At 41.0% G+C, this 26,646-nt stretch carries 33 protein-coding genes; 24 read left to right on the top strand and 9 right to left on the bottom strand.

What is annotated here, in order from left to right:
- The first annotated feature begins 80 nt into the window (after positions 1–80).
- The 5 genes from ACQY3F_RS12210 (at position 81) to ACQY3F_RS12190 (ending at position 2,062) form a co-directional block, all read left to right on the top strand.
- Positions 81–341, top strand: a complete 261-nt coding sequence (locus ACQY3F_RS12210) for a DUF4160 domain-containing protein (RefSeq protein ID WP_428355133.1) — start codon at positions 81–83, stop codon at positions 339–341.
- Positions 342–351: 10 nt separating this feature from the next.
- Entirely contained in the window at positions 352–639 is a 288-nt protein-coding gene (locus ACQY3F_RS12205) for a DUF2442 domain-containing protein (RefSeq protein WP_428355132.1), read from the top strand.
- Positions 640–1,027: 388 nt separating this feature from the next.
- Positions 1,028–1,207 carry a hypothetical protein gene (locus ACQY3F_RS12200; protein ID WP_428355131.1) on the top strand — a complete coding sequence of 60 codons (180 nt, stop codon included), beginning with the start codon at positions 1,028–1,030 and terminating at the stop codon, positions 1,205–1,207.
- A 348-nt stretch (positions 1,208–1,555) separates the two neighbouring features.
- Positions 1,556–1,759, top strand: a complete 204-nt coding sequence (locus tag ACQY3F_RS12195; protein ID WP_428355130.1) for a DUF4160 domain-containing protein — start codon at positions 1,556–1,558, stop codon at positions 1,757–1,759.
- A gap of 105 nt (positions 1,760–1,864) precedes the next feature.
- Positions 1,865–2,062, top strand: a complete 198-nt coding sequence (locus tag ACQY3F_RS12190; protein WP_428355129.1) for a DUF2442 domain-containing protein — start codon at positions 1,865–1,867, stop codon at positions 2,060–2,062.
- 145 nt (positions 2,063–2,207) lie between these two features.
- Here the strand turns inward: ACQY3F_RS12190 and ACQY3F_RS12185 are convergent, their stop codons facing one another.
- Together ACQY3F_RS12185 and ACQY3F_RS12180 are read right to left on the bottom strand one after the other, a co-directional pair.
- The gene (locus ACQY3F_RS12185; RefSeq protein ID WP_428355127.1) at positions 2,208–2,543 is read right to left on the bottom strand and encodes a type II toxin-antitoxin system RelE/ParE family toxin; all 336 of its coding nucleotides are present in this window, start codon (positions 2,541–2,543) and stop codon (positions 2,208–2,210) included.
- On the bottom strand, positions 2,531–2,788 hold the full coding sequence (locus ACQY3F_RS12180; RefSeq protein WP_428355125.1) for a type II toxin-antitoxin system Phd/YefM family antitoxin: 258 nt from the start codon (positions 2,786–2,788) through the stop codon (positions 2,531–2,533). Before ACQY3F_RS12180 ends, ACQY3F_RS12185 begins: the two co-directional genes overlap by 13 nt.
- A 140-nt stretch (positions 2,789–2,928) precedes the next feature.
- On the opposite strand from ACQY3F_RS12180, the gene ACQY3F_RS12175 reads away from it, so the two are divergent.
- The 17 genes from ACQY3F_RS12175 (at position 2,929) to lpxK (ending at position 15,202) form a co-directional block, all read left to right on the top strand.
- The gene (locus ACQY3F_RS12175; protein ID WP_428355123.1) at positions 2,929–3,222 is read left to right on the top strand and encodes a BrnT family toxin; all 294 of its coding nucleotides are present in this window, start codon (positions 2,929–2,931) and stop codon (positions 3,220–3,222) included.
- Entirely contained in the window at positions 3,212–3,496 is a 285-nt protein-coding gene (locus tag ACQY3F_RS12170; RefSeq protein ID WP_428355122.1) for a hypothetical protein, read from the top strand. Before ACQY3F_RS12175 ends, ACQY3F_RS12170 begins: the two co-directional genes overlap by 11 nt.
- A gap of 464 nt (positions 3,497–3,960) precedes the next feature.
- Positions 3,961–4,191 (top strand): hypothetical protein, encoded by a 231-nt coding sequence (locus ACQY3F_RS12165; protein WP_428355121.1) that lies wholly within the window; start codon positions 3,961–3,963, stop codon positions 4,189–4,191.
- Between the two features lie 1,067 nt (positions 4,192–5,258).
- Positions 5,259–5,645 (top strand): succinate dehydrogenase, cytochrome b556 subunit, encoded by a 387-nt coding sequence (gene sdhC, locus ACQY3F_RS12160; protein ID WP_428355120.1) that lies wholly within the window; start codon positions 5,259–5,261, stop codon positions 5,643–5,645.
- A 2-nt stretch (positions 5,646–5,647) separates the two neighbouring features.
- Positions 5,648–6,031 carry a succinate dehydrogenase, hydrophobic membrane anchor protein gene (gene sdhD / locus ACQY3F_RS12155; RefSeq protein ID WP_428355119.1) on the top strand — a complete coding sequence of 128 codons (384 nt, stop codon included), beginning with the start codon at positions 5,648–5,650 and terminating at the stop codon, positions 6,029–6,031.
- A gap of 6 nt (positions 6,032–6,037) precedes the next feature.
- Entirely contained in the window at positions 6,038–7,822 is a 1,785-nt protein-coding gene (gene sdhA, locus ACQY3F_RS12150) for a succinate dehydrogenase flavoprotein subunit (protein WP_428355118.1), read from the top strand.
- Positions 7,822–8,607, top strand: coding sequence for a succinate dehydrogenase iron-sulfur subunit (locus tag ACQY3F_RS12145; RefSeq protein ID WP_428355117.1), 786 nt, complete (start codon positions 7,822–7,824; stop codon positions 8,605–8,607). Before sdhA ends, ACQY3F_RS12145 begins: the two co-directional genes overlap by 1 nt.
- A 10-nt stretch (positions 8,608–8,617) precedes the next feature.
- On the top strand, positions 8,618–8,851 hold the full coding sequence (locus ACQY3F_RS12140) for a succinate dehydrogenase assembly factor 2 (RefSeq protein ID WP_428355116.1): 234 nt from the start codon (positions 8,618–8,620) through the stop codon (positions 8,849–8,851).
- Positions 8,817–9,242 (top strand): protein YgfX, encoded by a 426-nt coding sequence (locus ACQY3F_RS12135; RefSeq protein WP_428355115.1) that lies wholly within the window; start codon positions 8,817–8,819, stop codon positions 9,240–9,242. Before ACQY3F_RS12140 ends, ACQY3F_RS12135 begins: the two co-directional genes overlap by 35 nt.
- A gap of 93 nt (positions 9,243–9,335) precedes the next feature.
- Positions 9,336–10,268: a 50S ribosomal protein L3 N(5)-glutamine methyltransferase gene (gene prmB / locus ACQY3F_RS12130; RefSeq protein WP_428355114.1), complete on the top strand. Its 933-nt coding sequence runs from the start codon at positions 9,336–9,338 to the stop codon at positions 10,266–10,268.
- Positions 10,269–10,270: 2 nt separating this feature from the next.
- The gene (gene aroC / locus ACQY3F_RS12125; RefSeq protein ID WP_428355113.1) at positions 10,271–11,359 is read left to right on the top strand and encodes a chorismate synthase; all 1,089 of its coding nucleotides are present in this window, start codon (positions 10,271–10,273) and stop codon (positions 11,357–11,359) included.
- A 35-nt stretch (positions 11,360–11,394) separates the two neighbouring features.
- Positions 11,395–11,610 (top strand): hypothetical protein, encoded by a 216-nt coding sequence (locus ACQY3F_RS12120; protein ID WP_428355111.1) that lies wholly within the window; start codon positions 11,395–11,397, stop codon positions 11,608–11,610.
- Positions 11,600–12,004, top strand: coding sequence for a PIN domain-containing protein (locus tag ACQY3F_RS12115; RefSeq protein WP_428355110.1), 405 nt, complete (start codon positions 11,600–11,602; stop codon positions 12,002–12,004). Before ACQY3F_RS12120 ends, ACQY3F_RS12115 begins: the two co-directional genes overlap by 11 nt.
- Complete coding sequence (locus ACQY3F_RS12110) at positions 12,004–13,161, top strand: MFS transporter (RefSeq protein WP_428355109.1); 1,158 nt, start codon at positions 12,004–12,006, stop codon at positions 13,159–13,161. Before ACQY3F_RS12115 ends, ACQY3F_RS12110 begins: the two co-directional genes overlap by 1 nt.
- 151 nt (positions 13,162–13,312) lie before the next feature.
- A complete protein-coding gene (locus tag ACQY3F_RS12105; RefSeq protein WP_428355107.1) occupies positions 13,313–13,804 on the top strand; it encodes a MotA/TolQ/ExbB proton channel family protein in 492 nt (163 codons plus the stop codon).
- Positions 13,804–14,214, top strand: coding sequence for an ExbD/TolR family protein (locus ACQY3F_RS12100; RefSeq protein WP_428355106.1), 411 nt, complete (start codon positions 13,804–13,806; stop codon positions 14,212–14,214). Before ACQY3F_RS12105 ends, ACQY3F_RS12100 begins: the two co-directional genes overlap by 1 nt.
- A gap of 1 nt (position 14,215) precedes the next feature.
- Entirely contained in the window at positions 14,216–15,202 is a 987-nt protein-coding gene (gene lpxK, locus ACQY3F_RS12095; RefSeq protein ID WP_428355105.1) for a tetraacyldisaccharide 4'-kinase, read from the top strand.
- 195 nt (positions 15,203–15,397) lie between these two features.
- On the opposite strand, the gene ACQY3F_RS12090 is transcribed toward lpxK, so the two are convergent.
- Positions 15,398–15,691, bottom strand: a complete 294-nt coding sequence (locus ACQY3F_RS12090) for a DsrH/TusB family sulfur metabolism protein (protein ID WP_428355104.1) — start codon at positions 15,689–15,691, stop codon at positions 15,398–15,400.
- 184 nt (positions 15,692–15,875) lie between these two features.
- Between ACQY3F_RS12090 and ubiA the strand changes: the two genes are divergently transcribed.
- On the top strand, positions 15,876–16,751 hold the full coding sequence (ubiA, locus tag ACQY3F_RS12085; protein ID WP_428355102.1) for a 4-hydroxybenzoate octaprenyltransferase: 876 nt from the start codon (positions 15,876–15,878) through the stop codon (positions 16,749–16,751).
- A gap of 371 nt (positions 16,752–17,122) precedes the next feature.
- Here ubiA and ACQY3F_RS12080 read toward each other — a convergent pair whose 3' ends face one another.
- Together ACQY3F_RS12080 and ACQY3F_RS12075 are read right to left on the bottom strand one after the other, a co-directional pair.
- Positions 17,123–17,392, bottom strand: a complete 270-nt coding sequence (locus ACQY3F_RS12080; protein WP_428355100.1) for a DUF5710 domain-containing protein — start codon at positions 17,390–17,392, stop codon at positions 17,123–17,125.
- A gap of 422 nt (positions 17,393–17,814) precedes the next feature.
- Positions 17,815–19,707, bottom strand: a complete 1,893-nt coding sequence (locus ACQY3F_RS12075; RefSeq protein WP_428355099.1) for an ATP-binding cassette domain-containing protein — start codon at positions 19,705–19,707, stop codon at positions 17,815–17,817.
- Positions 19,708–19,714: 7 nt separating this feature from the next.
- Here ACQY3F_RS12075 and ACQY3F_RS12070 point away from each other — a divergent pair, with 7 nt between their 5' ends.
- The gene (locus tag ACQY3F_RS12070) at positions 19,715–19,891 is read left to right on the top strand and encodes a hypothetical protein (protein WP_428355098.1); all 177 of its coding nucleotides are present in this window, start codon (positions 19,715–19,717) and stop codon (positions 19,889–19,891) included.
- 90 nt (positions 19,892–19,981) lie between these two features.
- On the opposite strand, the gene ACQY3F_RS12065 is transcribed toward ACQY3F_RS12070, so the two are convergent.
- The 4 genes from ACQY3F_RS12065 to radA form a co-directional block, all read right to left on the bottom strand.
- Positions 19,982–20,503, bottom strand: coding sequence for a YcxB family protein (locus ACQY3F_RS12065; protein ID WP_428355097.1), 522 nt, complete (start codon positions 20,501–20,503; stop codon positions 19,982–19,984).
- Positions 20,504–20,992: 489 nt separating this feature from the next.
- Positions 20,993–23,116, bottom strand: coding sequence for a molybdopterin-containing oxidoreductase family protein (locus tag ACQY3F_RS12060; protein WP_428355096.1), 2,124 nt, complete (start codon positions 23,114–23,116; stop codon positions 20,993–20,995).
- Between the two features lie 472 nt (positions 23,117–23,588).
- Positions 23,589–24,950 (bottom strand): IS1380 family transposase, encoded by a 1,362-nt coding sequence (locus tag ACQY3F_RS12055; RefSeq protein WP_428352976.1) that lies wholly within the window; start codon positions 24,948–24,950, stop codon positions 23,589–23,591.
- 283 nt (positions 24,951–25,233) lie between these two features.
- Positions 25,234–26,604: a DNA repair protein RadA gene (gene radA, locus ACQY3F_RS12050; RefSeq protein ID WP_428355094.1), complete on the bottom strand. Its 1,371-nt coding sequence runs from the start codon at positions 26,602–26,604 to the stop codon at positions 25,234–25,236.
- Positions 26,605–26,646 lie beyond the last annotated feature (42 nt).

Raw genomic sequence — 26,646 nt, 5'->3', positions numbered from 1 at the left:
AAAATAAAATTCCAATAGTGAAAACCATGCTCATGGCAATTTTTTAACCCCATTTTTAATTTTTCTGTAAAGCGTGAATTATGCCTGAACTGAGTAGATTTCTTGGAATTGTAATATACATGTATTTCAATGAGCATAATCCACCTCATTTTCATGCTGAGTACAATGAATATAAAGCCTCCATATCAATCAGAGAGCTTGGGTTAATTGAAGGAAAGCTACCACCAAAGGTCAGAAGTCTTGTTATTGAATGGGCACAAGAACGCCAAGATGAATTACTTGATAATTGGAATACCATTCAAGAAACAGGTAGATATCATAAAATTGCACCATTAGTATAGGTAAAAAAGTATGTTGAGTATAAATGAAGCGAAATATATTGGGGACTATAATCTCTGTCTAATATTCAATAATGGTAAAGAAGGTATTGCAAATCTTAAACAGACTATCTTTAATGATAAAAGACCAATTTTTTTAGAATTAAAAGAAGAATCAAATTTTTCTAATTTTAAAGTTTCTCATAGTACAGTTGTTTGGTTTAACGAATTAGATTTATCTCCAGAATATTTGTTTTACTTGGTTTTTAAAGAAGATGAGAGCTTTAAAGAAAAGTTTAAAGCTTGGGGTTATCTTGTTTAGAGGAATGGTTCAAAGGAGTTCAAGGGGTCAGTCAACTTGATTTAAAACAAAGAAATGAAAAACGGGGTCATATGAAAAACGGGGTCAGTGAAAAACGGGGTCAGGTCTTTGATTTATGATTACGAATCAAAAGGGTCAGACTCGATTGAAAAAATAAAGGGTAAAGATCAAGGGGGCAAATGGCTTTATCATACAATAAAAAGGAATCATCCCACGTTTAATTAAATTCGCAACTACAAGAGATTGATGCATTATCCTTATCTGAGTCGCCTTAATTACTCAAACCCTATCAATTCAGTTCTTGATGATCAATGGTTAAGTTAAAATTGACAATAATTTTAATTAGCTGTAATCTCTAAACTAACGATTCAGGCTGAGGTATATTAAGATGTCATCAGAAGAAATTCGCTTAGAGTTAAATAAATTAATGATAATTCAGGCAGAGCATGATGAACACATAAGGCATAATGCAATTAAACAGACTCACTGGGCATGGCAGAGGTGGTTCTGGGTTGGAACGGTTATTATTTTATCTGTTGTCCAGATTGTTGCTTTTCTGAGCAAATAAGGAGCAGGAGGTTCAAGCGTTCGAGGGGTCAGCCAGCTTGATTTAGTAGAAAACAGTAAAACCACCTAGGTATTAAATTAGTCTGGGTGGTTTTATTGTGTCTGTTAAGCAAAAAAAGCCATAGGTAGCAACTATATCCGCCCACGAGTAATATACTTATAGTAAAATTAAGCAATGCCAACTGTATTAAAAATAGGTCCTTTCGGGCATCCTTTATAGAAAGCCAAAAGTAGTTTACGTTTACAATAATAAACCCATCTTAAAAACTGTCCACGAAAGACACGAAAAGCACGAAAATATTTTTAACGGGTGACCAATTTATTCGCTGCCTTCAAAGGAATATGAAGGATGCCGTTAATTTTCCTGTCTTTCGTGATTTTCGTGGACAAAAGTGTAAACAGGGAAATGAAGGATGCCTCTTTTCGTTTCTTCTTTTATAGTAATGAAAATGGTGAGCCTGCACATATCCATATTCAGAGGGAAAGAATGTTAGCAAAGTTTTGGTTGAAACCTGTTGCATTGGCTAGTTCTACAAGATTTTCTCCTAAATAATTGAGAAAACTAGAGTCACTTGTAATTGAACACAAAGAAATATTATTGGAGACATGGAATGAGTACTTTAGCCGTTGAATTACACCCTCAAGCGCATAATATTAAATGTACAGGTATTATATAATTGTTGAATTAATTGATGGGCGCACGATTTCTGCACCTTTGGTTTGGTTTCCTAGGTTGTCTCAGGCAAGTAAAGAACAACTAGAAAATTGGGAGTTACTGGGAGATGGAGAAGGGATTTATTGGCCTGATGTAGATGAAGACCTTAGTATTTCGGGCTTACTAAAAGGCACACATTAAGTCGTCTAAAATCAAGGGTAGTACATTCCATTCAAGGGGCAGCCAGCTTGATTTAAAACAAAAGAAAACCACCCAGGCATTAAATTACTCTGAGTGGATTTTTTGAATTTATTCTGCGGCAAATAGCGGCGCGTTTAGGGTGGCACTAACATATGCTCTTGAAGCAATTATTAACTGTTTTTTCTTGCATTGAGTAAATATTTACGCAATTTTCTTTCACTTCGCATAACGTAAAGTATATAGACTTTATCACCTTCAATGCGATAAAAATACGGCATGGATTTACGATAACTTCTAAATATCTTGATTTATTAAATTCTGGTGGTTTACGCCCTAACTCTGGAAACAGCTCAAGTTGGTCTGTATTAGAAAAAACATTTTGCACTAGATTAATAGCCGCGCTTGGTTTATCAAGAGCTATATACTCAGCAATTGTATTAAAGTCAGATAGAGCAGGTTCAGTCCATATTACTTGAGCCATTTACTCATTTTTTCTTTTGCTTCTTCCTGAGTATAAATGCGATTTTCTAAAATAGCCATTTCACCCTTAGCTAATCCATCCAGGATTTCCATTCGATTTTGCATCATTTCATAATCCTGGACATCAACAAGATATGCAGATGGTCGACCATGCTCGGTGATAAGTACAGGCTCTTTTGAATCATGTAATTCAGCCAATATTTTGGTAGCCTGACGTTTTAAAGTGGTAACTAATTCAATTTTCATAAAGTAACACTATACTATCACTTTGTGTGTTTTCAAGTGTTTTTTAAAATGCGAAATTGACTTGGGTAAGCTTAAGGAGTGATGTTATGTTAAATCAATATGTATTGACAATGTAAATACATTGATATAGCATTCGAGTCATGGATGAACGGTTTGAATTACACAAAATTAATTTTGTTTGGGACACAAAAAAGCTAAAAATTAATCTTACAAAGCATGGAATAAGTTTTGAGCAAGCAGCAGAAGTGTTTTTCGATCCATTTATTAAAATTGTTGATGCCAGCCGCAACCACGAAGAACGTGATGCTATTATTGGCATGGATAAACAATGGACTCTTCTGTTTGTAGTTCATATTGCATTTGAGGATGATCAGATCAGAATAATATCTGCCCGAAAAGTTACACGTAGCGAGAAAAGTTTTTATGAAAATTGAAACCTTAAAAAAACGATTAACCCCCAACCGCCCAATGATAGCTGTGACACTTCGGATGCCAGAAGATGTTGTTGATGATTTAAAACAAATTGCCCCTTCTTTAGGTTTTTCTGGTTACCAGCCCTTAATTCGAGCATATGTCGGGCAGGGTCTTCGGGATGACTTAGAAAAAATTGAAAATGATAAGTTATTTTCTTTAGTGGCTAGTTTAAAACGGCATGGTGTAAATGATAAAATTCTTGAAGAAGCCCTTGCAGAAGTCGTATATCAATAAAAAGCATAACGAACAAGATACCGTCTGAAGTTCAAGGTGTCAAAAATTGAGATTCACATAAATGAATTAGGGGAGTTGTGATATGGGATTATATGCATTAATTATAGTCACAGTATTATTTTGCGCTTTACTTTTATATGGTAGTTTTAAGGTTGGCTAGTAAAAAAATCAAGGGTCAGTCAACTTGATTTAAAAGCAAGGAAAACCATCCAGTCATTAAATTAGTGCGGGTGGTTTTTTTGTGTCCAATGAAAAATGGTACGCTACCAAATGACATTCAGCTAAGGGCGTTGTATAGGATGCTCTGAGGAACGAAGCGCATCTGTCGCGATTGATGCGTTTCCTGTCGTCAACACATCCTATGCATTATTCTTCAGGAAATAGGGGTGGTACGATTAAATTGGAATGATTTTTTGCTGAAACGCAAAATTGACTTGGCTAAGCTTAAAGAGTAGCATTATTTTATGAGTAAGTTAGATGAAGTTAAAGAGATTTTAAATACTCTAAGAGTTGCCATGAGTTTATCATTTGGGATGCTTGTCGTTGTAGTAACAGGGATAATCAAACGTTTTGATAACAATGATATAGATTCTATATTTTGGCTAGGTGTCTGTTTTACTATATTTATTTTATTGACTATTTTTTTATTAGTGAATCAAATTTCTAAAAAAACAAAAGAGATTAAGGAGTTGTGATTATGACGATTGCTTTATTTGCAATATTTGGAATTGCAGTATTAACGGCTGCGGTGATGCTATTTAGTATCTATAAGTTATCAGAGGAATAAAGGGGATATTTATGAGTACGATGCTTGTTGAGATGTATGGGGCTTTAACAAAGGCAGGCGTTGATGAGAAAATGCTGCTAAGGCAGTTTTAGATACTGAAATTTTGGCCACAAAAAAAGATTTGGCGAAATTAAAAGCAGATATTATCAAATGGAATACAGGTACACTTTTCGCAGCTACAGGATTGTTTGCTTTTATTGTCAAAATCTTATAACTATTGACTACTAAGCGGGACTTTCAAGGTTTCTAGAGATCAGCCAACTTGATTTAGAGAAAAGCAAAACCATCCAGGCATTTAATTAGTCTGGGTGGTTTTTTTGTGCCCAATGAAAAGTGGTACGCTACCAAATGACATTCAGCTAAGGGCGTTGTATAGGATGCTCTGAGGAACGAAGCGCATCTGTCGCGATTGATGCATTTCCTGTCGTCAACACATCCTATGCATTATTCTTGAGGAAATAGGGGTAGTACGATTAAATTAGAATGATTTTTTGCTGAAACGCAAAAAGTCCTTCATAGAAAGCCAAATGTAGTTTACATTTACAATAATAAACCCATCTTAAAAACTGTCCACGAAAGACACGAAAATATTTTAACGAGTGATCAAGCTATTCGCTGCCATCAAAGGAATACCTGATTACGTACAACTCTCAGCTACAGTATAAGAAACCTAGAAAATTAGCATGTTAAAAACCTCGTCATTCCTGCAGTCTTTTATCGGGAATCTGTACTAAACCTATGAGATTCCTGCTAAAAGATTGCAGGAATGACGGAGAATGGCTGAGAGTTATGGGTAATCAGGAAGGAATATGAAGGATGCCTTCAATTTTCGTGTCTTTCGTGCTTTTCGTGGACAAAAGTGTAAACAGGGAAATGAAGAATTATGCGTTCTGCATAAAATTATAATTGATAATGGAATATTACTTTACGAGCCTGTATTATTAAGGGCTTAATTCTAAGTTGAGTAAGGGTGCTATGGAACAGAGAAAAAGACCGCTTTCACCTCATTTACAAGTGTATCGATTACCCTTGACTGCTGTGGTATCGATTACGCATAGAATGACAGGGGTATTATTAGCCGCTGGGTTAGTGTTATTTGTAATCAGTCTAGCCGTGATTCAGTGTGGTGCCAGTAGTTTTGAGTCTATGCAGCAGGTCATTCAGCAACCCTTGATAAGCATCGCCATCTGGTTGATGATCTATGCGCTGTTTTTTCATATGTGTCATGGTGTTCGCCATCTTTTCTGGGATGCGGGTGAGGGTTACGAAAAGCCTTTAATGAATTACTATATTTTACTGGAGCTTTTCGCTTCTCTAGCTTTGACATTGCTAAGTGTCTTATTTGTTCGTTTAGGAGGCTAATTATGGAATTTCAAACTCCTTTAGCAAAGGCACGCGGACTGGGTTCTGCAAAAAGTGGCACCTCTCATTGGTGGATGCAAAGAGTGACTGCTGTTGCTTTAGTTCCCTTATCTTTCTGGCTGATTTTATTTATAGACCAGCTTTTTGGTGCTTCATTTGATGAGATCAAATTGTGGATAATTTCTCCACTGAATTTTACTTTATTACTCGCTTGGGCATTTACCAGTTTTTATCATGCGGCATTAGGACTGCAGGTTGTCATTGAAGATTATGTCAATCCTGACTGGCTAAAAATTGTTATGGTCTGGGTGGTTAAACTGGCTTTTACTGGGATGGCTATTGCATCGCTAGTGTTGGTTATACGCATCGCTATTTCGGCAGGATAAATAAGCATGAAAGATACTTATAAGATTATTGAACATGAATACGATGTTGTTGTCGTAGGTGCTGGGGGCGCAGGGTTGCGGGCAACTTTCGGGATGGCTGAAAAAGGCTTGAAAACGGCGTGCATTAGTAAAGTATTTCCAACCCGCAGTCATACAGTTGCTGCACAGGGCGGAATCAGTGCAGCGCTGGGTAATAATGGCGAAGATGACTGGCGCTGGCATATGTACGATACGGTCAAAGGGTCAGATTGGTTAGGTGATCAGGATGCTATTGAATATATGTGTCGTGAGGCTATTCCTGCGGTATTAGAACTGGAACATTATGGCGTGCCGTTTTCGCGTAATGAGGACGGCAAGATTTATCAACGTGCCTTTGGCGGGATGACTACGCATTATGGTGAGGGCACGGCACAAAGAACTTGCGCTGCTGCTGATGTCACCGGACATGCTATTTTGCATACGCTTTATCAGCAATCACTAAAGCATGAGGCCGAGTTTTTTGTCGAATATATTGTTATCGACTTAATCATGGAAGACGGTGCCTGCCGTGGCGTTTTGGCTTGGTGCCTTGATGATGGTTCCATGCATGTGTTTAAGGCACATACGGTGGTTATCGCTACTGGCGGTTATGGACGTTGCTTCTTTTCTTGTACTTCTGCGCATACTGTGACGGGTGATGGAAGTGCTATGGTCTTGCGGGCAGGGTTGCCTTTACAGGATATGGAATTTATTCAATTCCATCCGACCGGAATTTATGGTGCGGGTTGTTTGATTTCCGAAGGCGTACGTGGCGAAGGCGGTTATTTAACCAATTCTGAAGGTACGCGATTTATGGAGGAATACGCGCCGCATGCAAAAGACTTAGCCTCTAGAGATGTGGTTAGCCGGGCAATTACTCTGGAAGTTAACGCCGGACGCGGTATTGGAGAGCATAAGGATCATGTTTATTTGCATGTTGAACATCTTGACTCTGAGGTGATTAATGAGCGTTTACCAGGAATTTCGGATTTAGCGAGGATTTTTGCCGGAGTCGATGTGACTAAGGAACCGATCCCGGTGATTCCAACGGTGCACTATAATATGGGTGGAATTCCGACCAATTATAAAGCCGAAGTGGTCACCTTGAAAGATGGCAATCCTGATGCAGTTGTTTCGGGATTAATGGCGATTGGTGAGGCGGCTTGTGTCTCGGTACATGGTGCAAATCGCTTAGGGTCTAATTCGTTGTTAGATTTGGTCGTTTTTGGTCGTGCCGCAGCCATACGTTGTGCCGAATTGATCAAGCCGGGGACAAAGCATAAGCCGCTGGCTGAAGGAGCATATGATAAAGCTCTGGAACGCTTTGATAGGCTGCGATTCGCTTCAGGTAGTCGTAAAACAGCCGAGATACGCCTGGATATGCAGAAAACCATGCAAAGTCATGCGGCAGTGTTTCGATCCGGAGATGTTTTAGCAGCAGGGGAGCAGAAGATTGCTGAGATTCGCGCGTCTTTTGCTGATGTTCAGGTCAGTGATCAATCCTTGATCTGGAATACCGATTTAGTTGAAACGCTGGAACTGGAAAATTTGCTGGATTTGTCTTTGGTTACTATTGCCGCAGCTTCCAATCGTACTGAAAGTCGAGGGGGACATGCGCGCGATGACTTTCCCGATCGGGATGATGAAAACTGGTTAAAACATTCGCTGTTATGGATCGAAGATAATAAAGTCAAGATTGACTATCGTCCGGTACATATGTACACACTAACCGATGAAGTGGAAATGATCCCACCGAAAAAGAGGGTTTACTAATGGTTGAATTTACTTTGCCGAAAAACTCAGTGGTACAAAAAGGTAAGTTTTTTTCTGCGCCTGAGGGAGCAACTCGTGTACAACGGGTTGAAGTGTATCGCTGGGATCCCGATACCGATGAAAATCCGCGTATAGATAGCTACGATATTGATTTAGATCAGTGCGGCGAGATGGTGCTGGATTTGATCCTTAAGATAAAAGACGAGATCGATAGTAGTCTGGCTTTCAGACGTTCCTGTCGTGAGGGTGTGTGTGGTTCCTGCTCGATGAATGTGAATGGTAAAAATACTCTGGCATGTATTAAAGCGATATCTGAATATACCGGAACGATTAAAATCTTTCCCTTACCGCATATGGATGTGGTTAAAGATCTGGTTGCCGATATGAACCATTTTTATGCGCAATATGCTTCCATTAAACCGTGGATAGAAACTCAGACTCCGCCTCCTGCAGATCGTGAGCGCTTACAAAGTGTTGAAGAACGCAAGCAATTAGACGGGCTGTATGAATGCGTATTATGCGCCTGTTGTTCAGCTAGCTGCCCGAGTTACTGGTGGAATAGCGAGAAATACCTTGGCCCTGCGGTATTGTTACAGGCTTCGCGCTGGTTAAATGACAGTCGTGATGAGAATACTGGCGAGCGTCTGGATGATTTACAAGACCCGTTTAAATTATACCGTTGTCATACCATTATGAATTGCACTGATACTTGTCCTAAAGGCTTGAATCCGGCAAAAGCGATAGCAGATATCAAAAAGATGTTGCTAGTCAGACAGGAAGGTTAAGCTGCAAAATATGAAACGCTTGCGCTGGCAATGCCGGCGCGGCGTGAAAGAGTTGGATGCAATGCTATGCGCCTATTTGGACAACCAATATCTGGCGGCAGAACTGGCTGATCAGCGTTTATTTTGCGAACTATTAAGCTCCGAAGATGATCTATTAATCGGCTATTTCTTTACTGATAAATTGCCAGAAAAACCAGAGTTAAAACAGCTTGTCGAAAAAATCAGAAGCACCTTTATGGGTTGATGTAAAACAATCGCGTTATTTACGGTTGTTTATCTATGTCGTGCATATTTTGGCGACACTGAGTTGTTTAATTTTGCCCCTGGATATTCTGCTAAAAATGCTGTTAATATTGCTACTAGCGTATAGTTTATATTTTTACATGCAGCGTTATCAACGAGGCTTTTATACCTTTAGCTTACGCCACACAGAAGAGCTGTCCTGGGAACTGATCGAGCATGATCACTATACCCATTTACGTATATTCAAATCCAGTGTGCTCACTACATTCCTTATAGTTCTGCAGGTCAAGATAGGAAAAAAACAGCGTAACTTGCTGGTATGTCGGGATGCCTTATCGGCGGAGAAATTTCGCCAGCTCTTTGTGGCGTTAAAAATTATGAAGCTGGAATGAGCTCAAATCCATTATTTGCTGAATGTTATCCTGCCTGCAGCTGATTTAGTTTAAAATTACACTCATATCACTTTTTCACAAGATTCAATTTTTATGTCACAAACATCGTTACAAACGGTTCAGGCACTGCAGACCGTCAGGGATTATATACGCTGGGCTGCGAGCCGCTTTGCCGAAGCAAAATTGTTTCATGGCCACGGTACAGCAACAGCGCTGGACGATGCTGCTGCTTTGATCCTCTATAGCTTGCATCTCCCTTATAATTTATCCGAAAGCTATTTTAGTGCGTGTTTGACTGAAGAGGAACGGCATAAAATTATTGATCTGGTTAATCGACGCATTCAGACACGTATTCCATCTGCCTATTTAACGCATGAGGCCATTTTTGCCGGTTTGACTTTTTATGTCGATGAGCGCGTTTTAGTGCCTAGATCACCGATTGCTGAGCTTATTCGTGAGCAGTTTACGCCTTGGGTTGATGCTGATCGGGTGAACCATGTGCTGGATCTATGTACCGGTAGTGCTTGTATTGCAATAGCCTGCGCTTATGCCTTTTCTGAAGCGCATGTGGATGCTGTGGATCTATCAGAAGATGCTTTAGAGGTGGCGAAAATAAATGCCGCCAAACATGAGCTAGCAGAACAATTAACGCTATATCATTCAGACTTGTTTACTGCCTTACCCGCACAGAAATACGATTTAATCGTTTCTAACCCGCCCTATGTGGCTATCAGTGAATGGGAGCAACTACCGGATGAATTTCATGCCGAGCCTGAAATAGGTTTTACCGGGGGTGAGACCGGGCTGGATCTGGTGATTAAAATTCTGGTGGATGCAGCTGATTATCTTAGCCAAGAAGGGGTTTTAATCATAGAAGTAGGCAGTAGTGCAGAAACTTTACAAGCGCAGTTTCCTGCTGTGCCCTTTTATTGGCTGGATTTTGAGCAGGGTGGTGACGGGGTATTTTTACTGAGGGCAGAGCAAGTGTTTGCATTTAATCAATTATTTAGAGAGGCATTAAAGTAAGTATGTCAGGTAATAGCATAGGAAAATTATTTACAGTCACGACTTTTGGCGAAAGTCATGGTATCGCATTAGGCGGCACAGTTGACGGCTGTCCGCCGGGTCTGGCTTTAACAGAGGCTGATTTACAGGGGGATCTGGATCGACGCAAACCGTGCACTTCAAGACATACCACTCAGCGCCGTGAAGCGGATCAGGTGGAGATTTTATCCGGTGTATTCGAGGGCAAGACTACCGGCACACCCATCGGTTTATTGATTAAAAACACCGATCAGCGCTCTAAAGACTACACCAATATCGCCGAAACCTTCCGTCCGGGTCATGCTGATTATGTATATGATCATAAATATGGTTTTCGGGATTATCGCGGTGGCGGACGTTCTTCGGCTAGAGAAACAGCAATGCGCGTGGCGGCAGGTGGTATAGCCAAGAAGTATTTGCAGCAGCAATATGGTATAGAGATTAAAGGTTATCTGGCACAATTAGGGCCGATTAAAATCGAGAAAATCGATTGGTCTGTGATGTCGAATAGCGAGTTCTTTTGCCCGGATAGGAGTAAGGAAGCAGAGTTAGTGGCTTATATGGATGCCTTGCGTAAAGAGGGTGAATCAATTGGCGCCAAGGTCAATGTGATGGCGACAAATGTTCCGCCAGGTTTAGGTGAGCCGATCTTTGATCGCCTGGATGCTGATTTGGCGCATGCTTTAATGAGTATTAATGCGGTTAAAGGAGTGGAAATTGGCGATGGTTTCGATTGTATTAATAGCAAAGGTACTGAGTTTAGGGATGAAATGACACCGCAAGGTTTTTTAAGTAATCATGCCGGCGGAGTTCTAGGGGGTATTTCCAGTGGTCAGGATATTGTTGCCAGCATTGCTTTAAAGCCGACTTCCAGCTTACATTTGCCTGGACGTAGTATTAACCGGAAGGGTGAGGCTATTGAGGTGGTGACTAAAGGTCGTCATGACCCTTGTGTGGGTATTCGTGCAACGCCCATTGCCGAGGCTATGATGGCAATCGTGTTGATGGATCATATGTTACGTCATAGAGCACAAAATTATGATGTGCAGACGACATTACCTGTGTTGCGTTAATAAAGGGTAAGTCCATTTACTTAGGAAATAAAATAATGCAACATATCATAGAGTTAGACCAACAGACAGAAAAGAACTTATCTGAAATAGCTCTACATACTCATAAATCAAAAGATGTTATTTTGCGTACAGTGATTAAAAATTTTTTACAACAACAGTCTAAACGTAATGATTTAGAACAGTTTCTAAAGCCTTATAGTATAGATTTGAATGGCTTTGAATTTGATAGAGATATGGCTAATGAGCGGTAGTTTTTTAGATAGTAATATCGTGATCTATAGTTTAGGTAATATTGAAGAAAAGCGGCAGCGTAGTATTGAACTAATTAGTGGACATCCCTTTATTTCAGTTCAGGTTTTAAATGAAACGGCAAATATTCTTATCAGGAAGTTTTTAATGCCTGTAAACGATATTCAAGTCATTATGAAAAGAATAGCAAGTGAATGTAAAGTGACTTTATTAACGGAGGAAATTCATTTTTCGGCACTCTCTGTTAAAGAGCGATATCAATTTTCATTCTACGATAGCTTGATAGTTGCTTCTGCATTAGAGGCCTCTTGTGACATACTTTATTCCGAAGATATGCAGCATGGGCAAATAATAGAAAATAGATTGAAGATAGCTAGCCCATTTGAAGTTATTTAGTGAAAACTAAAATTCCATACTGGCGCTTATCAGGATTCTACTTTTTTTATTTTGCGACATTGGGAGGTTTCCTTCCTTACTGGAGTCTGTACCTTAAAGAGTGTCAATTTAGTGCCGCTGAAATAGGTGAATTAACCGCCTTTATGGTGGGCACTAAAATTATTGCACCCAATCTTTGGGGCTGGATTGCAGATCAGACTGGAAAAAGTTTACGCGTTATTCGCATAGCGTCTTTTTTGGCCATGCTGTTGTTTGCTGGCTTTATATATCAGCAATCATTTCTGTGGTTTGCATTTGTTACTGTAAGTTTTAGTTTTTTCTGGAATGCGGCATTACCGCAATTTGAAGCAGCGACGCTACATCATTTGAAGGATGAGCGACATCGCTATAGTTATATCCGGTTATGGGGCTCTATCGGTTTTATTGCGACGGTTTTAGGGGTGGGATATTTACTGGACTTATATTCCATTAAATTATTACCTTATTTAATCGTTGCTTTGCTCGCCAGTATCTGGCTGATTTCTTTACTTACGCCTGAGGTGTCAACTGCCAAAGCCAGCCAGGCTGCTTTACGCATCTGGCAAATAGTTAAACAGCCTGAAATTATTGCGTTTTTGCTAGTCTATATGTTGTTACAGGCTGCGCATGGCCCTTACTACGTGTTTTTTTCTATTTACCTAAAACAGCTGGGATATACCTCTAGCATGATAGGCATGTTCTGGTCACTGGGTGCTGGAGCTGAGATTATTGTGTTTGTGTTGATGCGCCCGTTGTTGAAATTTGTATCCTTGCGGCGTCTATTGCTGGTAAGTGCTTTATTATCGGTATTGAGATGGTTGATGATCGCCTGGTATGCAGATAATATTTACATGCTACTGGGCGCACAGGTTTTGCATGCTGCAACTTTTGGTACGGCGCATGTCGCAGCGATTCATCTGGTACAAAGCTATTTTGGTCAGCATCATCAGGGTAAAGGGCAGGCACTTTATAGTAGTTTCAGTTTTGGTATAGGGGGTATGCTCGGTGGCTTATATAGTGGTTATGCCTGGGATGCTTTAGGTGGGCAATGGGTGTATAGTTTTGCAGCAATTTTAAGTGCATTAGCGTATATTATTGCAGTAATCTGGGTAGGTAAGGGCAAGGCATTCAGTCATTAATAGCATAAATATTATAGGAAGAATCTGTGTTTGAGTTAATTCAAAGTGGGGGGTTATTAATGATTCCCATTATTTTTTGTTCAGTTATAGCTATGGGTATCGTCGGTGAACGTTTCTGGACTTTGCGAAAAAATAAAATTTTGCCACCAGAATGGTTTCCCAGGTCTGGAACCTGGCTAAAGCAAAAAAACTGGATGCTATGACTTTGAAACACCTAAAAGATAGCTCGCCACTAGGTGCCATTTTAGCAACCGGCTTAATGAGCAGGAGTATGGGCCGTGAGGTGATGAAAGAATCAATCGCCGAGTCTGGGCGGCAAGTGGCGCATAAATTAGAGCGCTTCCTCAATACTCTGGGGACTATTGCGACGATTGCTCCTTTGTTAGGTTTGCTGGGGACTGTGTTGGGAATGATAAAAGTCTTTTCAGCGATAGTAAGTAATCATGGTGTTGGTGATCCTAGCGTACTTGCGGGCGGGATTTCAGAAGCATTAATTACGACGGCCGCAGGTCTGGCAGTCGCGATTCCCTGTGTCATTTTTCATCGTTATTTTGATGGTCTGGTTGATTCTTATGTTATTGGAATGGAAGAAGAGTCAATAAAATTAATTGAAGTCATTCACGGTACACGTGAAGAACTATAATGAATTTCCGCAATAAAAAGCATAAGCCACTGGAAGTTTCATTAACACCGATGATAGATGTGGTGTTTTTGTTGCTCATATTTTTTATGGTCACGACTACTTTCAGCAAGGAGTCTGTGATAAAAGTAATGTTGCCAGAAGCTGATGGTCAGGCAGTAGAAAGACCAGAACAGGCAATAGTGTTGAGCATAAACAAATCCGGCCAGTATTTTATAGACGATAACGCCTTGAGTGATACGAGTTTAGAAACTTTAACCCAGGCATTAACGGCGAGTAAAAATAATAGAAATATTCCCTTAATCATCCATGCTGATGCGAGTGCACCAGTGCAAGCAGCGATTTCTGTGCTGGATGTGGCATCCAGGATAGGTTTTAGAAATATTACTTTTGCAACACAAAAACACCCATAATATGAAAAAACTATTGGCAAAGTTTGTAGATGAAGTCTGGTATAGAGATCATTTTATCGGCACCTGGCTGATGCCTTTGTCTTTCCTATTCACAGATATAGCAAAATTTAGACGCTGGTTGTATAAAAAAGGCTACAAACCGGTCGAAAAACTGCCTGTACCGGTTATTATTGTAGGCAATATCACGCTGGGCGGGACAGGAAAAACACCCCTGGTTATTTATCTGGTCAAACAATTAAAAGCAGCTGGTTTTACCCCAGCTGTGATTAGCCGTGGCTATGGTGGACAATCAGCAAGCTGGCCGGTTCGAGTCAATGCGGAGAGTGATGCGACTCTGGTAGGTGATGAGCCTTTGCTCATTGCACAACAAGCCGATTGCCCCGTTGCAGTAGGGCCTGTACGGGCGGAATCGGCCCGGCTGTTACTGCAGAATGAAAAGATAGACGTGATTATTTCTGATGATGGATTGCAGCATTATGCTTTGCACCGGGATATAGAAATAGTTGTTATTGATGGCGAGCGCCGCTTTGGTAATAATTTTTGTCTACCTTCCGGGCCACTACGTGAGCCGCAGGAACGTATACAAGAAGTTGATTTTATCGTGTGTAATGGTGGTACAGCAGAAGAAAATGAAATTTTGATGAAGCTGGAGGGAGCTGATGCCGTTAATATGCTCACTCAGCAACGTAAACCGTTAGCTGAGTTCAGTAGTACTAACAGTCATGCTTTGGCAGGAATAGGCAATCCTCAGCGTTTCTTTGACCTATTAGCAAAGCAGGGATTAGCCTGTCAAACGCATGCTTTTCCTGATCACTATGCTTACACTGAGCGGGATATTAGTTTTAAATCAGCACAGGCCATTTTTATGACTGAAAAAGATGCAGTGAAGTGTCAGTCTTTTGCATCGGCACAGCATTGGTCTGTGCCAGTCCAAGTATCCATTACAAGTAGTTTTATGCAGCAACTGATCGCTTTATTAAAGACTTAGGCTACAAACTTAAGACGGGACAGCTTAAAATAGAGTCTCAAGAGAAGGTTGTTTTTTACCATGAAGGACATGAAGAAAATGAAGGGGTTAGTTTTTTTCTTCATTAGCTTCATGTTCTTCATGGTGAAATTTGTCCCGTCTTAAGTGCGTAGCCAAGACTTAGGTACCCTGAAATAAATAATACTCTAAGCTAATTTAGTTACACGATCGCATAGCGATATTTTGTGTCAGATATTCTTGATATTCATCTGTACTGTCAACAATTGCTACACCACGGATAAGTTCACAATTTGATATATTACGTAATGATAAATCTGCTTTACTCACGCAAAGATTAAGGTGAGAAAAGGTCTTCCTGGAGAGTGATGCCTTTATATTATCCTGTTTTGCAGCATAGACAGCGTTATCCTTTAAGATAATGGTATCGCCAGATTGCATTTGTTCTAAAAATGAACGCTGGATGGGAAAGTCATCGATGATATGTAACATAAGCGTACCTGCATGTATTTTGTTAGAAACTTTACATTAAATAGTTGTTGTAAGCATATAAAATATAAAGATTAAATTAATAGTAATACATTTTAATTGACTTTCCAAATGGTTTGTTCAAATTTCATGTAATTTATTAGGTTGTATTGGTTAAGTTATTGAATTAATTGGATTGGGTGTGGGTGTGAATATAGAAAAAATCTTCGATAGTGCGCAACAGTACTGGATACTAGCCCGCTTTAATAAACCAATTGGAATACTCATTTTATTATGGCCTGCTTTGTGGGCGCTGTGGATAGCGAGTTCTGGTCAACCGGATCTACTGGTATTAACGGTTATTTGTTGTGGCGTGGTATTAATGCGTGCTGCCGGATGTGTTATTAATGACTATGCTGATAGAGATTTTGATCCACATGTAGAGCGCACTAAATTAAGGCCTATTGCCGCTGGAAAAGTAAAGCCTAAAGAAGCACTGATTTTGTTTGCAGTATTATGCATAGCTGCCTTTGCATTGGTGTTATTGCTGAATCAGTACACCATCTTGCTATCTTTTGGGGGTGCCTTTTTGGCTGCAAGCTATCCATTTATGAAGCGCTACACGCAATTACCCCAGGCCTACTTAGGCATCGCTTTCGGCTGGGCTGTACCTATGTCGTTTGCGGCGCAAAGTAATGAAATTCCCGCTGTTGCCTGGTTGATGTATCTAGCAGTCGCGCTGTGGGCGCTGGTTTATGACACGATGTATGCTATGGTTGATAAAGAAGATGATTTAAAGATAGGCGTTAAATCAACTGCGATATTATTTGGCGATCGAGATCGCGAAATCTTGGCGGTACTGCAAATAATAATCATGCTGTTGTTGGTGCAAATAGGGCGTATGCAAGACTTATCCTGGGTTTACTATGTCTCTTTAATATGTGCCGGAGGCTTTTTTGTCTATCAGCAAAAGCTGATTTTTTATCGTAATAAGGCAGACTGTTTTAAAGCTTTTTTAAATAGCAATTGGTTTGGTTTAACGATATTTGTAGGCCTGCTACTGGAGTTTGCCATCAAACCATAGGGTTTGTGTCCAGTCATTGAGTGCTTTTGTTTTACCAATAAGAGCATTAAGTACCCAAGCATAATTAATCCTAGAAAAATCAGTTGCTCACGTTTTCTAGCACAAGCTCTTGATTCCACAACACTTCCAAAAAATGCCCGATTAACCTACGGGTGAATCTAAGGTTTTTTGAAAGCACTGTGAAAACAATATCTTGCACTATAAATTCGCGCTCAACTGATTTTTCTAGGTTAATTTAACAAATTTTACGCAGAATTTTTTTTCATTTTCAAGGCGCATACACGGCGCATAGCTGACTACGCAACTCTTTATGCAACGCTGAAAATGAGAAAAAAGACAAGTAAAATGTTGGATTAATTATGCTTGGGTACTTAGTCCCAAGGTGGTTTATCACCGCTATAGGCTACAAAGTTTGCATCCTTTGCATGCGTGATAATGCCAGTTAGCGGATTACTATTGGTGATTTTTTTAGTTTTTGCAGTCGCCGAGGCGGAATCAGTATGCCATTTACTAAAAACAGATGTGTCCAGGTTTTCAGGTACATACCATTTTTTCTTGTTGGCATCCCACCTTGCACCTAGCGCTTTTGCTGCGTCTTTTTCAGCGTAGCTTACATTTAAATAAGTTTTTGAAGTTTTCAATTTTTTATCGGGGGTATTTAAACCTAGAAACCGCAGTTGAGCAGGGGTTTTGTGGGAAATCTGAGTGCTAAAGACAAGGCACAGCTAGCAGACAATGGCCGTAGCCCTTGGCAATAGCTGTAACGCAGTATTTTGCGCTCAGATTTATTCACAAAACCGTGAAGCGGAGCCTGTTCACCCTGCAGGAAATAAGTTGTTACGGTAATTATACTTTATATTCAAATACTTAGAGTATTTTTTAGCGTTCAACTGCGGTTTTTAGGTTAAAGACTGTTGCATATACTTCGCAACCGTGGCCGTGCGAAGTATAGTATAAATTTCTTGCCTAAATGAAACTTATTACAAGTTATATGATCCTGGCAGCGAGGCCGTTTTACAAGTGATTATAGCCTTATTACCGGGCTTAATTTTATTCAGTTAAATTAACTTTCACTGGCCTCTAATTGTTCACTGATTTCCATCCATTCCATTTCGGTATCTTGCAGAGCTGAGTCTACTTGAGTTTTTTCTTGTATTAGCTGTTTTAGTAGTGTCTTATTAGATTCTTCATATAAACTGCTATCGGCTAATTGATTTTCCAGGTCTTTTTGTTGTTGGTGGTATTTTTCCAGTGCTTTGTCGGCTTTTTTTAGGGCATCATATAAGGGCTTTAATTTTTTGCGTCGCTCAGCATCCAGTTTACGTTGTGCTTTTTTATTCACCCCCGATGAACTACTGCCATCACCAGAAACGTCATTGCTTAATAATTTTTGTTCATTAAGCCATAGACGATAATCGTCTAAATCACCGTCAAAAGAAGACGCAGTACCATTCGCAACCAAATACAGTTGATCAGTTACTGAGCGTAGCATATGCCTATCATGCGAGACGATAATAATGGCACCTTGATAATCCTGTAGAGCAACACTTAAAGCGTGACGCATTTCTAGGTCTAGGTGGTTAGTGGGCTCATCCAGTAATAATAAATTAGGATTTTGATAAACCAGTAGGGCAAGTACTAAACGTGCTTTTTCGCCGCCTGAAAAGGGAGCAATTGGATCGAAGGTTTTATCATCTTGAAAATTAAAGCCACCGAGAAAATTACGTAACTCCTTTTCTGTTGCTTTAGGGTTTATTTTCTGTAAATGCCATAGTGGGCTTTCATCAAGATGTAATTGTTCTAGTTGATGCTGGGCGAAATAGCCTAATTTTAAGGTGTCGGCAAACTGAATTTCTCCTGAGTTTATACCGAGTTCATTTGCCAATACTTTGATTAGAGTAGATTTACCTGCGCCATTCGGGCCCAATAAACCAATCCGGTCGCCCGGAGAAATAAATAAATTTACATTGTCTAAAATATTACTGTCGCCATAGCCTATACTGACATTTTCCAGCTTGATCATAGGATTAGGTAGCTTTTCGGGCACAGGAAAGCTGAAATGAAAAGGCGAGTCTACATGTGCTTGCGCGATCAGCTCCATGCGCTGCAATGATTTTATCCGGCTTTGGGCTTGTTTTGCTTTGGTGGCCTGAGCACGAAAGCGTGTGATAAAGCTTTGGATATGCGCAATTTCACGCTGTTGTTTTTCGAAGGAGGATTGTTGCAGTGCCAGTTTTTCTGCACGCATTTTCTCAAAGGCTGAGTAGTTTCCTGTATAGATGGTACCTAGTTGATTTTCTATATTCACAATATGGTCAGTGATATCATCTAGAAATTCTCGATCATGGGAAATCAACAATAAGGTGCCTGGGTATTTACACAACCAGTCCTGGAGCCAGATAACAGCATCCAGGTCTAAATGGTTAGTCGGCTCATCGAGCAACAATACATCCGAGCGACACATTAATGCCTGAGCAAGGTTTAAGCGCATACGCCAGCCACCAGAAAATGAACTAACGCTGAGGTGCTCCTGAGGTTGTTTAAAGCCCAGGCCGTTCATTAAGCGGGCAGCTCGTGCCGTTGCCGTATAACCGCCGATGACATCCATTCTGGAGAATAATTCAGCTTGTTTGATACCATCATCAGCTTCTTCGGCTTTAATAATGGCTTGCTGTACTTTACGTAATTCTTGATCCCCATCAATAATATATTCAATTGCTGCTTGCTCTACAGCAGGTGTTTCCTGTGCAACATGGGCCACCTCTAATTGAGGTGGCATGGTAAAATCACCCACATCAGGATGTAATTCATCGCGTAGCAGAGCAAATAAACTGGACTTCCCTACGCCATTAGCTCCAGTAATGCCGACTTTCTGACCTTTGTGCAATGTAAATGAAGTATTGGCAAATAACACACGAGTGCCGCGCCGTAAGGAAACATTTTTAAAGTTCAACATAAATAATATGGTAAAGACAAAGAAACAACATAACCCGGTGTTTAAGCCACAAGATCGTTATTATATTAATCAACAAGGGTGGTGGTTTTTTACGGTGGAGATGATCAGTGGTCCATTCAACAGCAAACCAGACTGTGTCGATGCCTGCAGGTATTATATACAAAAGCGAGAGGGGGTTTTGTAAGCCTGGGGATAGCTTGATAAATGCGGGCGAGGAGGGATTAAGCGTGGAATCCCAGTCTAAAGACAAGGACTCCAGTTGCCAGTTAACAAATTATCCGTACAGGTCGATCATTTTCTTTACTTGTCTGCTGAAATCTTTTACTTCACCAGAGGTCACTTTCTCAATGGGGATAACCAATGCAGCCCCATTATCCAGAACGATATGGATATAGTCCCGGATATGTTCAATGCGCAGAATGGTTTTCCATGGCATTTTATTTTTACCGCTGGGAGATATCTCAGCTAGAGCTTTGGGGTCAATTCGTAAAGTATAATGCCCGAACATAGCGTCTTTTTCTTCTTTGGTATAGCTATTTAAAACTTGCTTACGAAAACTCAAAATAATAATTTGCGGAATAACGACAGCCCAGCAAATAGAAATAGTAACGATATAAAGGGCGGTACGGTAATCACTGTAATAAACCCAGAGAAACAGACCAAAAAGCGCGAGTACGCCAGGGAAAACTAGGCGGTTTCTTTTTAGTTTCTTTTGTAAGTCTTCCGATTTATCGATCTGTAGTTCATTGTAATGAACTAAATCTTTATCACCGAATTCATATTCAATTTCAAGCATTGCCTGGGCCTTTAAGTCTGATATGCAAAATATTGCAGTTTGTTATTATTTTTGAAGCGGTATTATAACCTTTAGTTCAACTTGTTATGGAAGTTTTTGACTTATACTTCGCGCGGCAACGGTTGCGGTTTTCTAGCAGCCGATTTTTGCCGATAACTGCGTTACTGAAACAGTTGTGTAGTTAGCTATGCGCTTGTTTCAGCGCCCCGTATCAAGTACGGGGCAGGCTTTGCTCTCAACCGAAATCGACTCGTTATAAAATCCGCAACCGTCACCGCCGCGAAGTATAGCTGATTGCTAAAAAAACTACCAGATCGCGTAAGAGGGGGGGGGGCTTACAACCTAAAAACATAAGTTGAGCACGAAAGGGTAATGTTTGTCATTGGTGCTGTAGCAATAGGCGCATAGCTGGCTACGTCACTATTGCTACAGTGCTGATGACGGACAAAAAGCTCAGCAAGGATGGATGATTATTTGTTTCCAGTTGCCTCAGCTTACCAATTCAATCTGAACTAAATTATCTGAAAATGTCGGTGCATGCCCCATATCAACAAATTCAGCGGAACTAATGCAATTAACGGTGCCGTTATTTAACTGTCGCCAATAACCTAATGTGGCCACAATAATTCCTGCACTCACATCATCGGTAATTTTGGCATCGCCTTCGAAGGCTCCGCGGTCATTAAAAACACGAACCTTATCATTTGCTTTAATACCACGCTCATCTGCATCAGCCACATGGATTAATACAAATTGCTCGCCTTGACCTTTAATTTTATGATCCATGTTGGCATAACAGGAGTTTAAAAAACCATGACTTTTAGGTGAAATAATATTCAGAGGATATTTCTTGGCCAGCTCAGGGTTAGTCTCAGCAGTTTCTCTGGAAGCAACATAATCAGGCAGATTATCCAACAATTCTCCCGCTTGAAAACCTTCATACATTTGACGAAAGGGGCCTGCGACAAAGTTGCGTGCATCGTCTAGTTTGAATTCACATTTACCCGAAGGTGTTGGAAAGTTGCCTTCTTTATGAGGGACACGATCATCTTTAGTGCCAACGTTTAATCGTGCAAAGCCATGTTCTCGCATATAAGCGAGATCTATACCTTCGCAGGCAGGGGACTCCCAATCTACATAGTTTTCTAAACATTCACTATCTGACCATTTGAAATTTTCTTCTTCATAACCCATTCGCTGCGCTAATCGACGGAAAATCTCATTATTCGGGATGGCTTCGCCTGGGGATTCGACACATTTTTCATTGTACGTCAGATACAGATGTCCCCAGGAGAGAACCATATCTTCCATTTCAGCACCCATCGATGCAGGCAGTACAATATCAGCATAGGCTGCCGTATCAGACATAAAATGTTCGGCAGATACCATAAACAGATCTTCGCGTTTCAATCCCTCGATAATCTTGTCAGTTTCAGGTGCCTGTGTCACTGGATTGGTATTCCAGCACATCATCGATTTAATCGGGGTATCAAGTTTTATCTCCCCCGTTAGCACTCGACCGAGTTGCAGGTTATTCACCACAGGTGTACCTTCTGGAATTAAATCCGGACGACAGATGACATCAAATTTATAAGGATGCTCCCATACAGGGAATTGTAATGCACCGCCACCGACATGACGCCATGCACCAATTAAGGCAGGAAGACAAGACACGGCACGAATAGCTTGACCACCACCAAAGTTTCTTTCTAAGGCGACACCCAGACGAATGGCGGCAGGTGGCGTTGTGGCATATTCTCTGGCAAACCTGCGTATATCTGCGGCAGGGATTCCGGTAATTTGTTCAGCCCATTCGGGTGATCTATCTTTGGCACGTTCAGCTAAGTCAGCATAACCAACGGTGTAATTATCGACATAATCTTGATCGACCAAATTTTCTTCAATAAGAGTATGCATCATAGCCATTGCCAAAGCACCATCTGTACCTGGTTTGGGAGCAATATGCCAATCTGCTTCTTTAGCCGTTTTTGAAGCAAAAGAATCTATAACAATAACTTTCGCCCCTTTTTTCTGCGCTTCTTTAACAATATGCCAATGGTGTAAATTGGTACTGACAGAATTACAAGCCCAAAGAACGATGTATTTAGAGTGAATAAAACTTTCAGGATCTACTCCCGCCGTAGGACCGACAGTTAATAACCAAGCCGTACAAGAACCTTCGCCACAAAATGTGCGCTCGGTAACCGTAGCACCCATACGATTAAAAAAGGCATCACCGCCATTTAACCCATGCACCAGTCCCTGATTTCCAAGGTAACTATTGGGCATAATCGCATGCGCGCCATGTTCGTCAATAATCGCTTTCCATTTTGTGGTTATTTCATCCAGTGCATCATCCCAGCTAATTCTTTCGAACTGTTTGCTGCCTTTAGGGCCCGTACGTCGCAATGGGTATAACAGGCGATCTGGGTGGTAATGCCTTTTTTCATAATCATTTAATTTGACACACAAGCCACCTCGGGTCATAGGATGATCAGGATTACCTTTAACCCCCACCAGTTTTCCATCCTCAACTTCATAGACCATTGAACAGGTATCAGGACAGTCATGTGGGCAACCACCATGCGCTGTTTTTTTTATTTGTGCGGACATCGTAAATTCCTCTTTTTTACATTTTTTTAGTTCTCTACTAATATTATACTTCGCGTGGCCACGACTGCGGATTTCTAACGGCTGAGTTTTTAAATCAAGGGTCAGCCACAACAAAGCTTAAACTTAGAAAAATCAGTTGCTCACGGTTTCTTGCGCAATCTATTGATCCCACAGCACTTCCAAAAAATGCCCACACAGCTATGGTTGAATCTAAGATTATTTGAAAGTATTATATTACCTAAATCCTGCAAGCCCATATTTTGACTCTCATTAACCTGTCTAGCTAAGTGGTTATTAGGTTTTTACTGCCGCTTTGCCAGCCCTCTTTGTCCAACCGATCAAAATATCCAGATTTAAATCATAAATAGAGGAAATTTTTTGTATCGTATGGATATCCCCCGAGCCCAAGGCAATAAACACCCTGCCAACGTGCCATGACCTTTTAATCAAAGTGACTTAACTTCGGTTAATGTTAAGCGAGTAACCCCACCTTAACCCAATCATCCCATTCCTGTGGATAGAGCGGACCTGCAGGTGTTCTGACTCTCAGCTGATTATTGCCTGTGAGTAATTTTCCAGCCACCCGAATCAGATAAGTACGAAGTGTATCCGGCTCCCATTGGCACAACGTTTTGTTGCCACTCAATTGAGCCATCCAGCGCACGGTATTGTAGGCAAGAACGGCGCAATGAAATAATGCGGCATTAGCCAGAAATTGATTCGTTCTGATTTTACCTAAACCCATTTGTGATTTTGCTTCTTCAATCCATGTTTCGCACGTCGCTCGTTCACCATACTTCTTATGTGTTTGCCAAGGCGATAGAGGTTCAGTTGTTACATAACAAAAATAGTCATATTCTGCCGTATCCCAAAGCTCGGACTGAGGTCCTGTCACTTGTTTAGGTTGCTTTATCCTGACCGCGACAAACTGACGAGAGCGAGACCAGCCACCACAACGATATTGAAACTCGCTCTGCTCCCAACCGGGTCGGCCTTGTATGGCTGTCCAGGCCTGTTTGGCCAGCAATGCGTTCAAATTCTTAAGTTTAACCTTTATTAGATACCCATGCCCTCTGGTATCGAGAAATTCAAGCAAATCACCGACAAAATAACCACTGTCACCGCGAAAAATAATGCGCATCCGATTGGGCAAGTGTGCAAGTAACTGTTTGGTAAATTCTACAACACCATTGCTTGTAAAGGCATTGCCTGTCCGGAACCAGGCTTGTAAAATTTCTTTTGTTTCCGCTAGAAAAGCGAGTTGTGGATGGTATGAACGGGCACCTTTCTTTTTGGGGTTGAAGCCTTTGGCACTTCCTTCTTGTCGACCACAAACGGTGTCCACAGTTGAATCGACATCGACCCACTGGACGGATTGTATGCCAGTTTTCGATTTTCCGGAACGAAGCAATCGCCGCCAGTGTTGACCACGCAAAGTATGCGTGAGCGTTTCAAACTGGCTTATCTGCCTATCACTTACTTCTTTAAAGATCCGTAAAATTGTGGTTTCAACAGGAATCTTTATCCAGCCAGCTACTTTGCGCAGTACGCTATCTGCCCATACGGTCGTCACCTTTGCCATTGATGTTGCTCCCCCCATCATGCCAACCAACGTCAATAGAACCACATCAGATAAGTGATGGTCTGCATTTTCACCCCGCCGATGTGGAACGCTTTGTTTTACGGTTTTTTCAAAACCTATCCTGTCTAAATATTTCACGACGGGAATCAGTCCCGCCTGGCTTGTCAATCCATGTGCTGTAGATGTCATTTTTACCGTTCGGGTACGGTTTCTTACGTGAGATGAGGATTTTGATACTTTAGAGGGCTTCATTAAAACAATGAGATAGTGAAATCAGGAAAATGATATTATATCATTGTTTAATAAGGAGTTTTGTGGATTATTATGTATAATGCTTGCAGGATTTAGGTATTAATTCAATATGTTGTACCATAATTCCGCGCTCAACTGATTTTTCTAGGTTAATTCAAGGCTATCATTAAAAAAGCTAAATAGTTAGTCGGTAATCAAAATTAAAGCAAGCTAGTGATTATACTTATAAATAAACCACTCAATTAACTCCTAGTAACCTGAACTAAGACTATTTTGACTGAAATTAGCTTATATCTGCAAGGGCTGTCAATGCTTCGGATAAACTGCTGACAGGAAATATCTGCAAGCCGGCAATGGTTTTCTTGGGCGCATTGGCTTTGGGAATGATTGCCTTTTTGAAACCATGTTTAGCAGCATCATTCAGGCGAGCATAGCCGTTGGCTACGGGTCTGATTTCACCGTTTAAGCCTAGCTCACCAAAGAAAAAACTATCGTGTGGCACAACAGTATCTTTTAGGCTAGAAACTATGCTAATCAGGATGGCAAGGTCGGAACTGGTTTCGGTTACTTTAATACCGCCTACGACATTGGCATAGATTTCGTCGCTGGCGGTGAATATGCCGCCATGTCGGGTTAATATTGCCAGTAGCATGGCCAGACGGTTTTGATCAAAGCCTACAGCAAGGCGACGCGGGTTACCATATTGGCATTCAGTGACTAAAGCCTGAATTTCTACTAATAGCGGGCGTGTACCTTCCCATAAAACCGTAACCACACTGCCGGGAGAAGGTTTTTCGGTACGATTAAGAAACATGGCAGAAGGGTTTCTAACTTCTTTTAAGCCGCTGCTATCCATGGCGAAAAAGCCTAATTCGCCGACACTGCCAAAACGGTTTTTATCCGCTCTGAGCACTCTAAACCGTGCGTCATCAGTAGACGCAAGTATCAACTGGGTGTCCACTATATGGCTGAGAGTCATTGGGCCAGCTAAGGACTGATCTTTTGTCACATGGCCAACCATAAAAACCGAGACATTATTTTTTTTGGCATATTGGGTTAAATAACTTGCGGATTCTTTAACCTGAGAAACTGAGCCCGGCGTAGATTCAGATGTTTGTGTATGCATTACCTGAATCGAGTCGATCACAAGAATACGGGGTTTTATTTCATCCAGCGTATTACAAATGCTCTGTACGGAGGTTTCTGCCAGCATTTTAATTTTGTTTAACGGCAGGCTTAGGCGTATCGCACGTTCAGCAATTTGTTGTAGGGACTCTTCGCCAGATACATATAGAACGCTAACATCCTGGTCGGCCAGTTTAGCGATTACCTGTAATAATAATGTACTCTTTCCTGCGCCTGGCGTACCACCAATAAGTACCACACTGCCACGTACTATACCGCCGCCTAACACGCGATCAAATTCGGAAATGCCGGTTATCAGGCGTTCTGTCTGTGTCAGGTTTACTTCGGATAATAATTGTACGCTGCTCTGGCTACCGCTATATCCCAGGTGTTGAGAGCTGACTGGATCACTACCCAGGTGGACTTCTTTGATGGTATTCCAGGCTTTGCATGCATTGCATTGGCCTGCCCAGCGAGGCGAGTCAGCGCCACAATCTGTGCATACAAATGCGGTTATTTTTTTTGCCATGTACTTATTATATGTGCGGGCTAAAGCACCGCCCTACAGTTG

Origin of the sequence: Methyloprofundus sp., from assembly GCF_965251085.1 — a bacterium.
Lineage (GTDB): Bacteria > Pseudomonadota > Gammaproteobacteria > Methylococcales > Methylomonadaceae > Methyloprofundus.
The sequence above is the reverse complement of the archived record's forward strand: the minus strand, read 5'-3'. Positions and strand labels throughout refer to the sequence as shown.

Excerpts from the sequence above, each read along its gene's own strand:
- ACQY3F_RS12210 (WP_428355133.1), top strand. The coding sequence starts at position 81 with ATGCCTGAACTGAGTAGATTTCTTGGAATTGTAATATACATGTATTTC.
- ACQY3F_RS12205 (WP_428355132.1), top strand. The coding sequence starts at position 352 with ATGTTGAGTATAAATGAAGCGAAATATATTGGGGACTATAATCTCTGT.
- ACQY3F_RS12200 (WP_428355131.1), top strand. The coding sequence starts at position 1,028 with ATGTCATCAGAAGAAATTCGCTTAGAGTTAAATAAATTAATGATAATT.
- ACQY3F_RS12195 (WP_428355130.1), top strand. The coding sequence starts at position 1,556 with ATGCCGTTAATTTTCCTGTCTTTCGTGATTTTCGTGGACAAAAGTGTA.
- ACQY3F_RS12190 (WP_428355129.1), top strand. The coding sequence starts at position 1,865 with ATGTACAGGTATTATATAATTGTTGAATTAATTGATGGGCGCACGATT.
- ACQY3F_RS12185 (WP_428355127.1), bottom strand. The coding sequence starts at position 2,543 with ATGGCTCAAGTAATATGGACTGAACCTGCTCTATCTGACTTTAATACA.
- ACQY3F_RS12180 (WP_428355125.1), bottom strand. The coding sequence starts at position 2,788 with ATGAAAATTGAATTAGTTACCACTTTAAAACGTCAGGCTACCAAAATA.
- ACQY3F_RS12175 (WP_428355123.1), top strand. The coding sequence starts at position 2,929 with ATGGATGAACGGTTTGAATTACACAAAATTAATTTTGTTTGGGACACA.
- ACQY3F_RS12170 (WP_428355122.1), top strand. The coding sequence starts at position 3,212 with ATGAAAATTGAAACCTTAAAAAAACGATTAACCCCCAACCGCCCAATG.
- ACQY3F_RS12165 (WP_428355121.1), top strand. The coding sequence starts at position 3,961 with ATGAGTAAGTTAGATGAAGTTAAAGAGATTTTAAATACTCTAAGAGTT.
- sdhC (WP_428355120.1), top strand. The coding sequence starts at position 5,259 with ATGGAACAGAGAAAAAGACCGCTTTCACCTCATTTACAAGTGTATCGA.
- sdhD (WP_428355119.1), top strand. The coding sequence starts at position 5,648 with ATGGAATTTCAAACTCCTTTAGCAAAGGCACGCGGACTGGGTTCTGCA.
- sdhA (WP_428355118.1), top strand. The coding sequence starts at position 6,038 with ATGAAAGATACTTATAAGATTATTGAACATGAATACGATGTTGTTGTC.
- ACQY3F_RS12145 (WP_428355117.1), top strand. The coding sequence starts at position 7,822 with ATGGTTGAATTTACTTTGCCGAAAAACTCAGTGGTACAAAAAGGTAAG.
- ACQY3F_RS12140 (WP_428355116.1), top strand. The coding sequence starts at position 8,618 with ATGAAACGCTTGCGCTGGCAATGCCGGCGCGGCGTGAAAGAGTTGGAT.
- prmB (WP_428355114.1), top strand. The coding sequence starts at position 9,336 with ATGTCACAAACATCGTTACAAACGGTTCAGGCACTGCAGACCGTCAGG.
- aroC (WP_428355113.1), top strand. The coding sequence starts at position 10,271 with ATGTCAGGTAATAGCATAGGAAAATTATTTACAGTCACGACTTTTGGC.
- ACQY3F_RS12120 (WP_428355111.1), top strand. The coding sequence starts at position 11,395 with ATGCAACATATCATAGAGTTAGACCAACAGACAGAAAAGAACTTATCT.
- ACQY3F_RS12115 (WP_428355110.1), top strand. The coding sequence starts at position 11,600 with ATGAGCGGTAGTTTTTTAGATAGTAATATCGTGATCTATAGTTTAGGT.
- ACQY3F_RS12105 (WP_428355107.1), top strand. The coding sequence starts at position 13,313 with ATGGTTTCCCAGGTCTGGAACCTGGCTAAAGCAAAAAAACTGGATGCT.
- ACQY3F_RS12100 (WP_428355106.1), top strand. The coding sequence starts at position 13,804 with ATGAATTTCCGCAATAAAAAGCATAAGCCACTGGAAGTTTCATTAACA.
- lpxK (WP_428355105.1), top strand. The coding sequence starts at position 14,216 with ATGAAAAAACTATTGGCAAAGTTTGTAGATGAAGTCTGGTATAGAGAT.
- ACQY3F_RS12090 (WP_428355104.1), bottom strand. The coding sequence starts at position 15,691 with ATGTTACATATCATCGATGACTTTCCCATCCAGCGTTCATTTTTAGAA.
- ACQY3F_RS12075 (WP_428355099.1), bottom strand. The coding sequence starts at position 19,707 with ATGTTGAACTTTAAAAATGTTTCCTTACGGCGCGGCACTCGTGTGTTA.
- ACQY3F_RS12070 (WP_428355098.1), top strand. The coding sequence starts at position 19,715 with ATGGTAAAGACAAAGAAACAACATAACCCGGTGTTTAAGCCACAAGAT.
- ACQY3F_RS12065 (WP_428355097.1), bottom strand. The coding sequence starts at position 20,503 with ATGCTTGAAATTGAATATGAATTCGGTGATAAAGATTTAGTTCATTAC.
- ACQY3F_RS12060 (WP_428355096.1), bottom strand. The coding sequence starts at position 23,116 with ATGTCCGCACAAATAAAAAAAACAGCGCATGGTGGTTGCCCACATGAC.
- ACQY3F_RS12055 (WP_428352976.1), bottom strand. The coding sequence starts at position 24,950 with ATGAAGCCCTCTAAAGTATCAAAATCCTCATCTCACGTAAGAAACCGT.
- radA (WP_428355094.1), bottom strand. The coding sequence starts at position 26,604 with ATGGCAAAAAAAATAACCGCATTTGTATGCACAGATTGTGGCGCTGAC.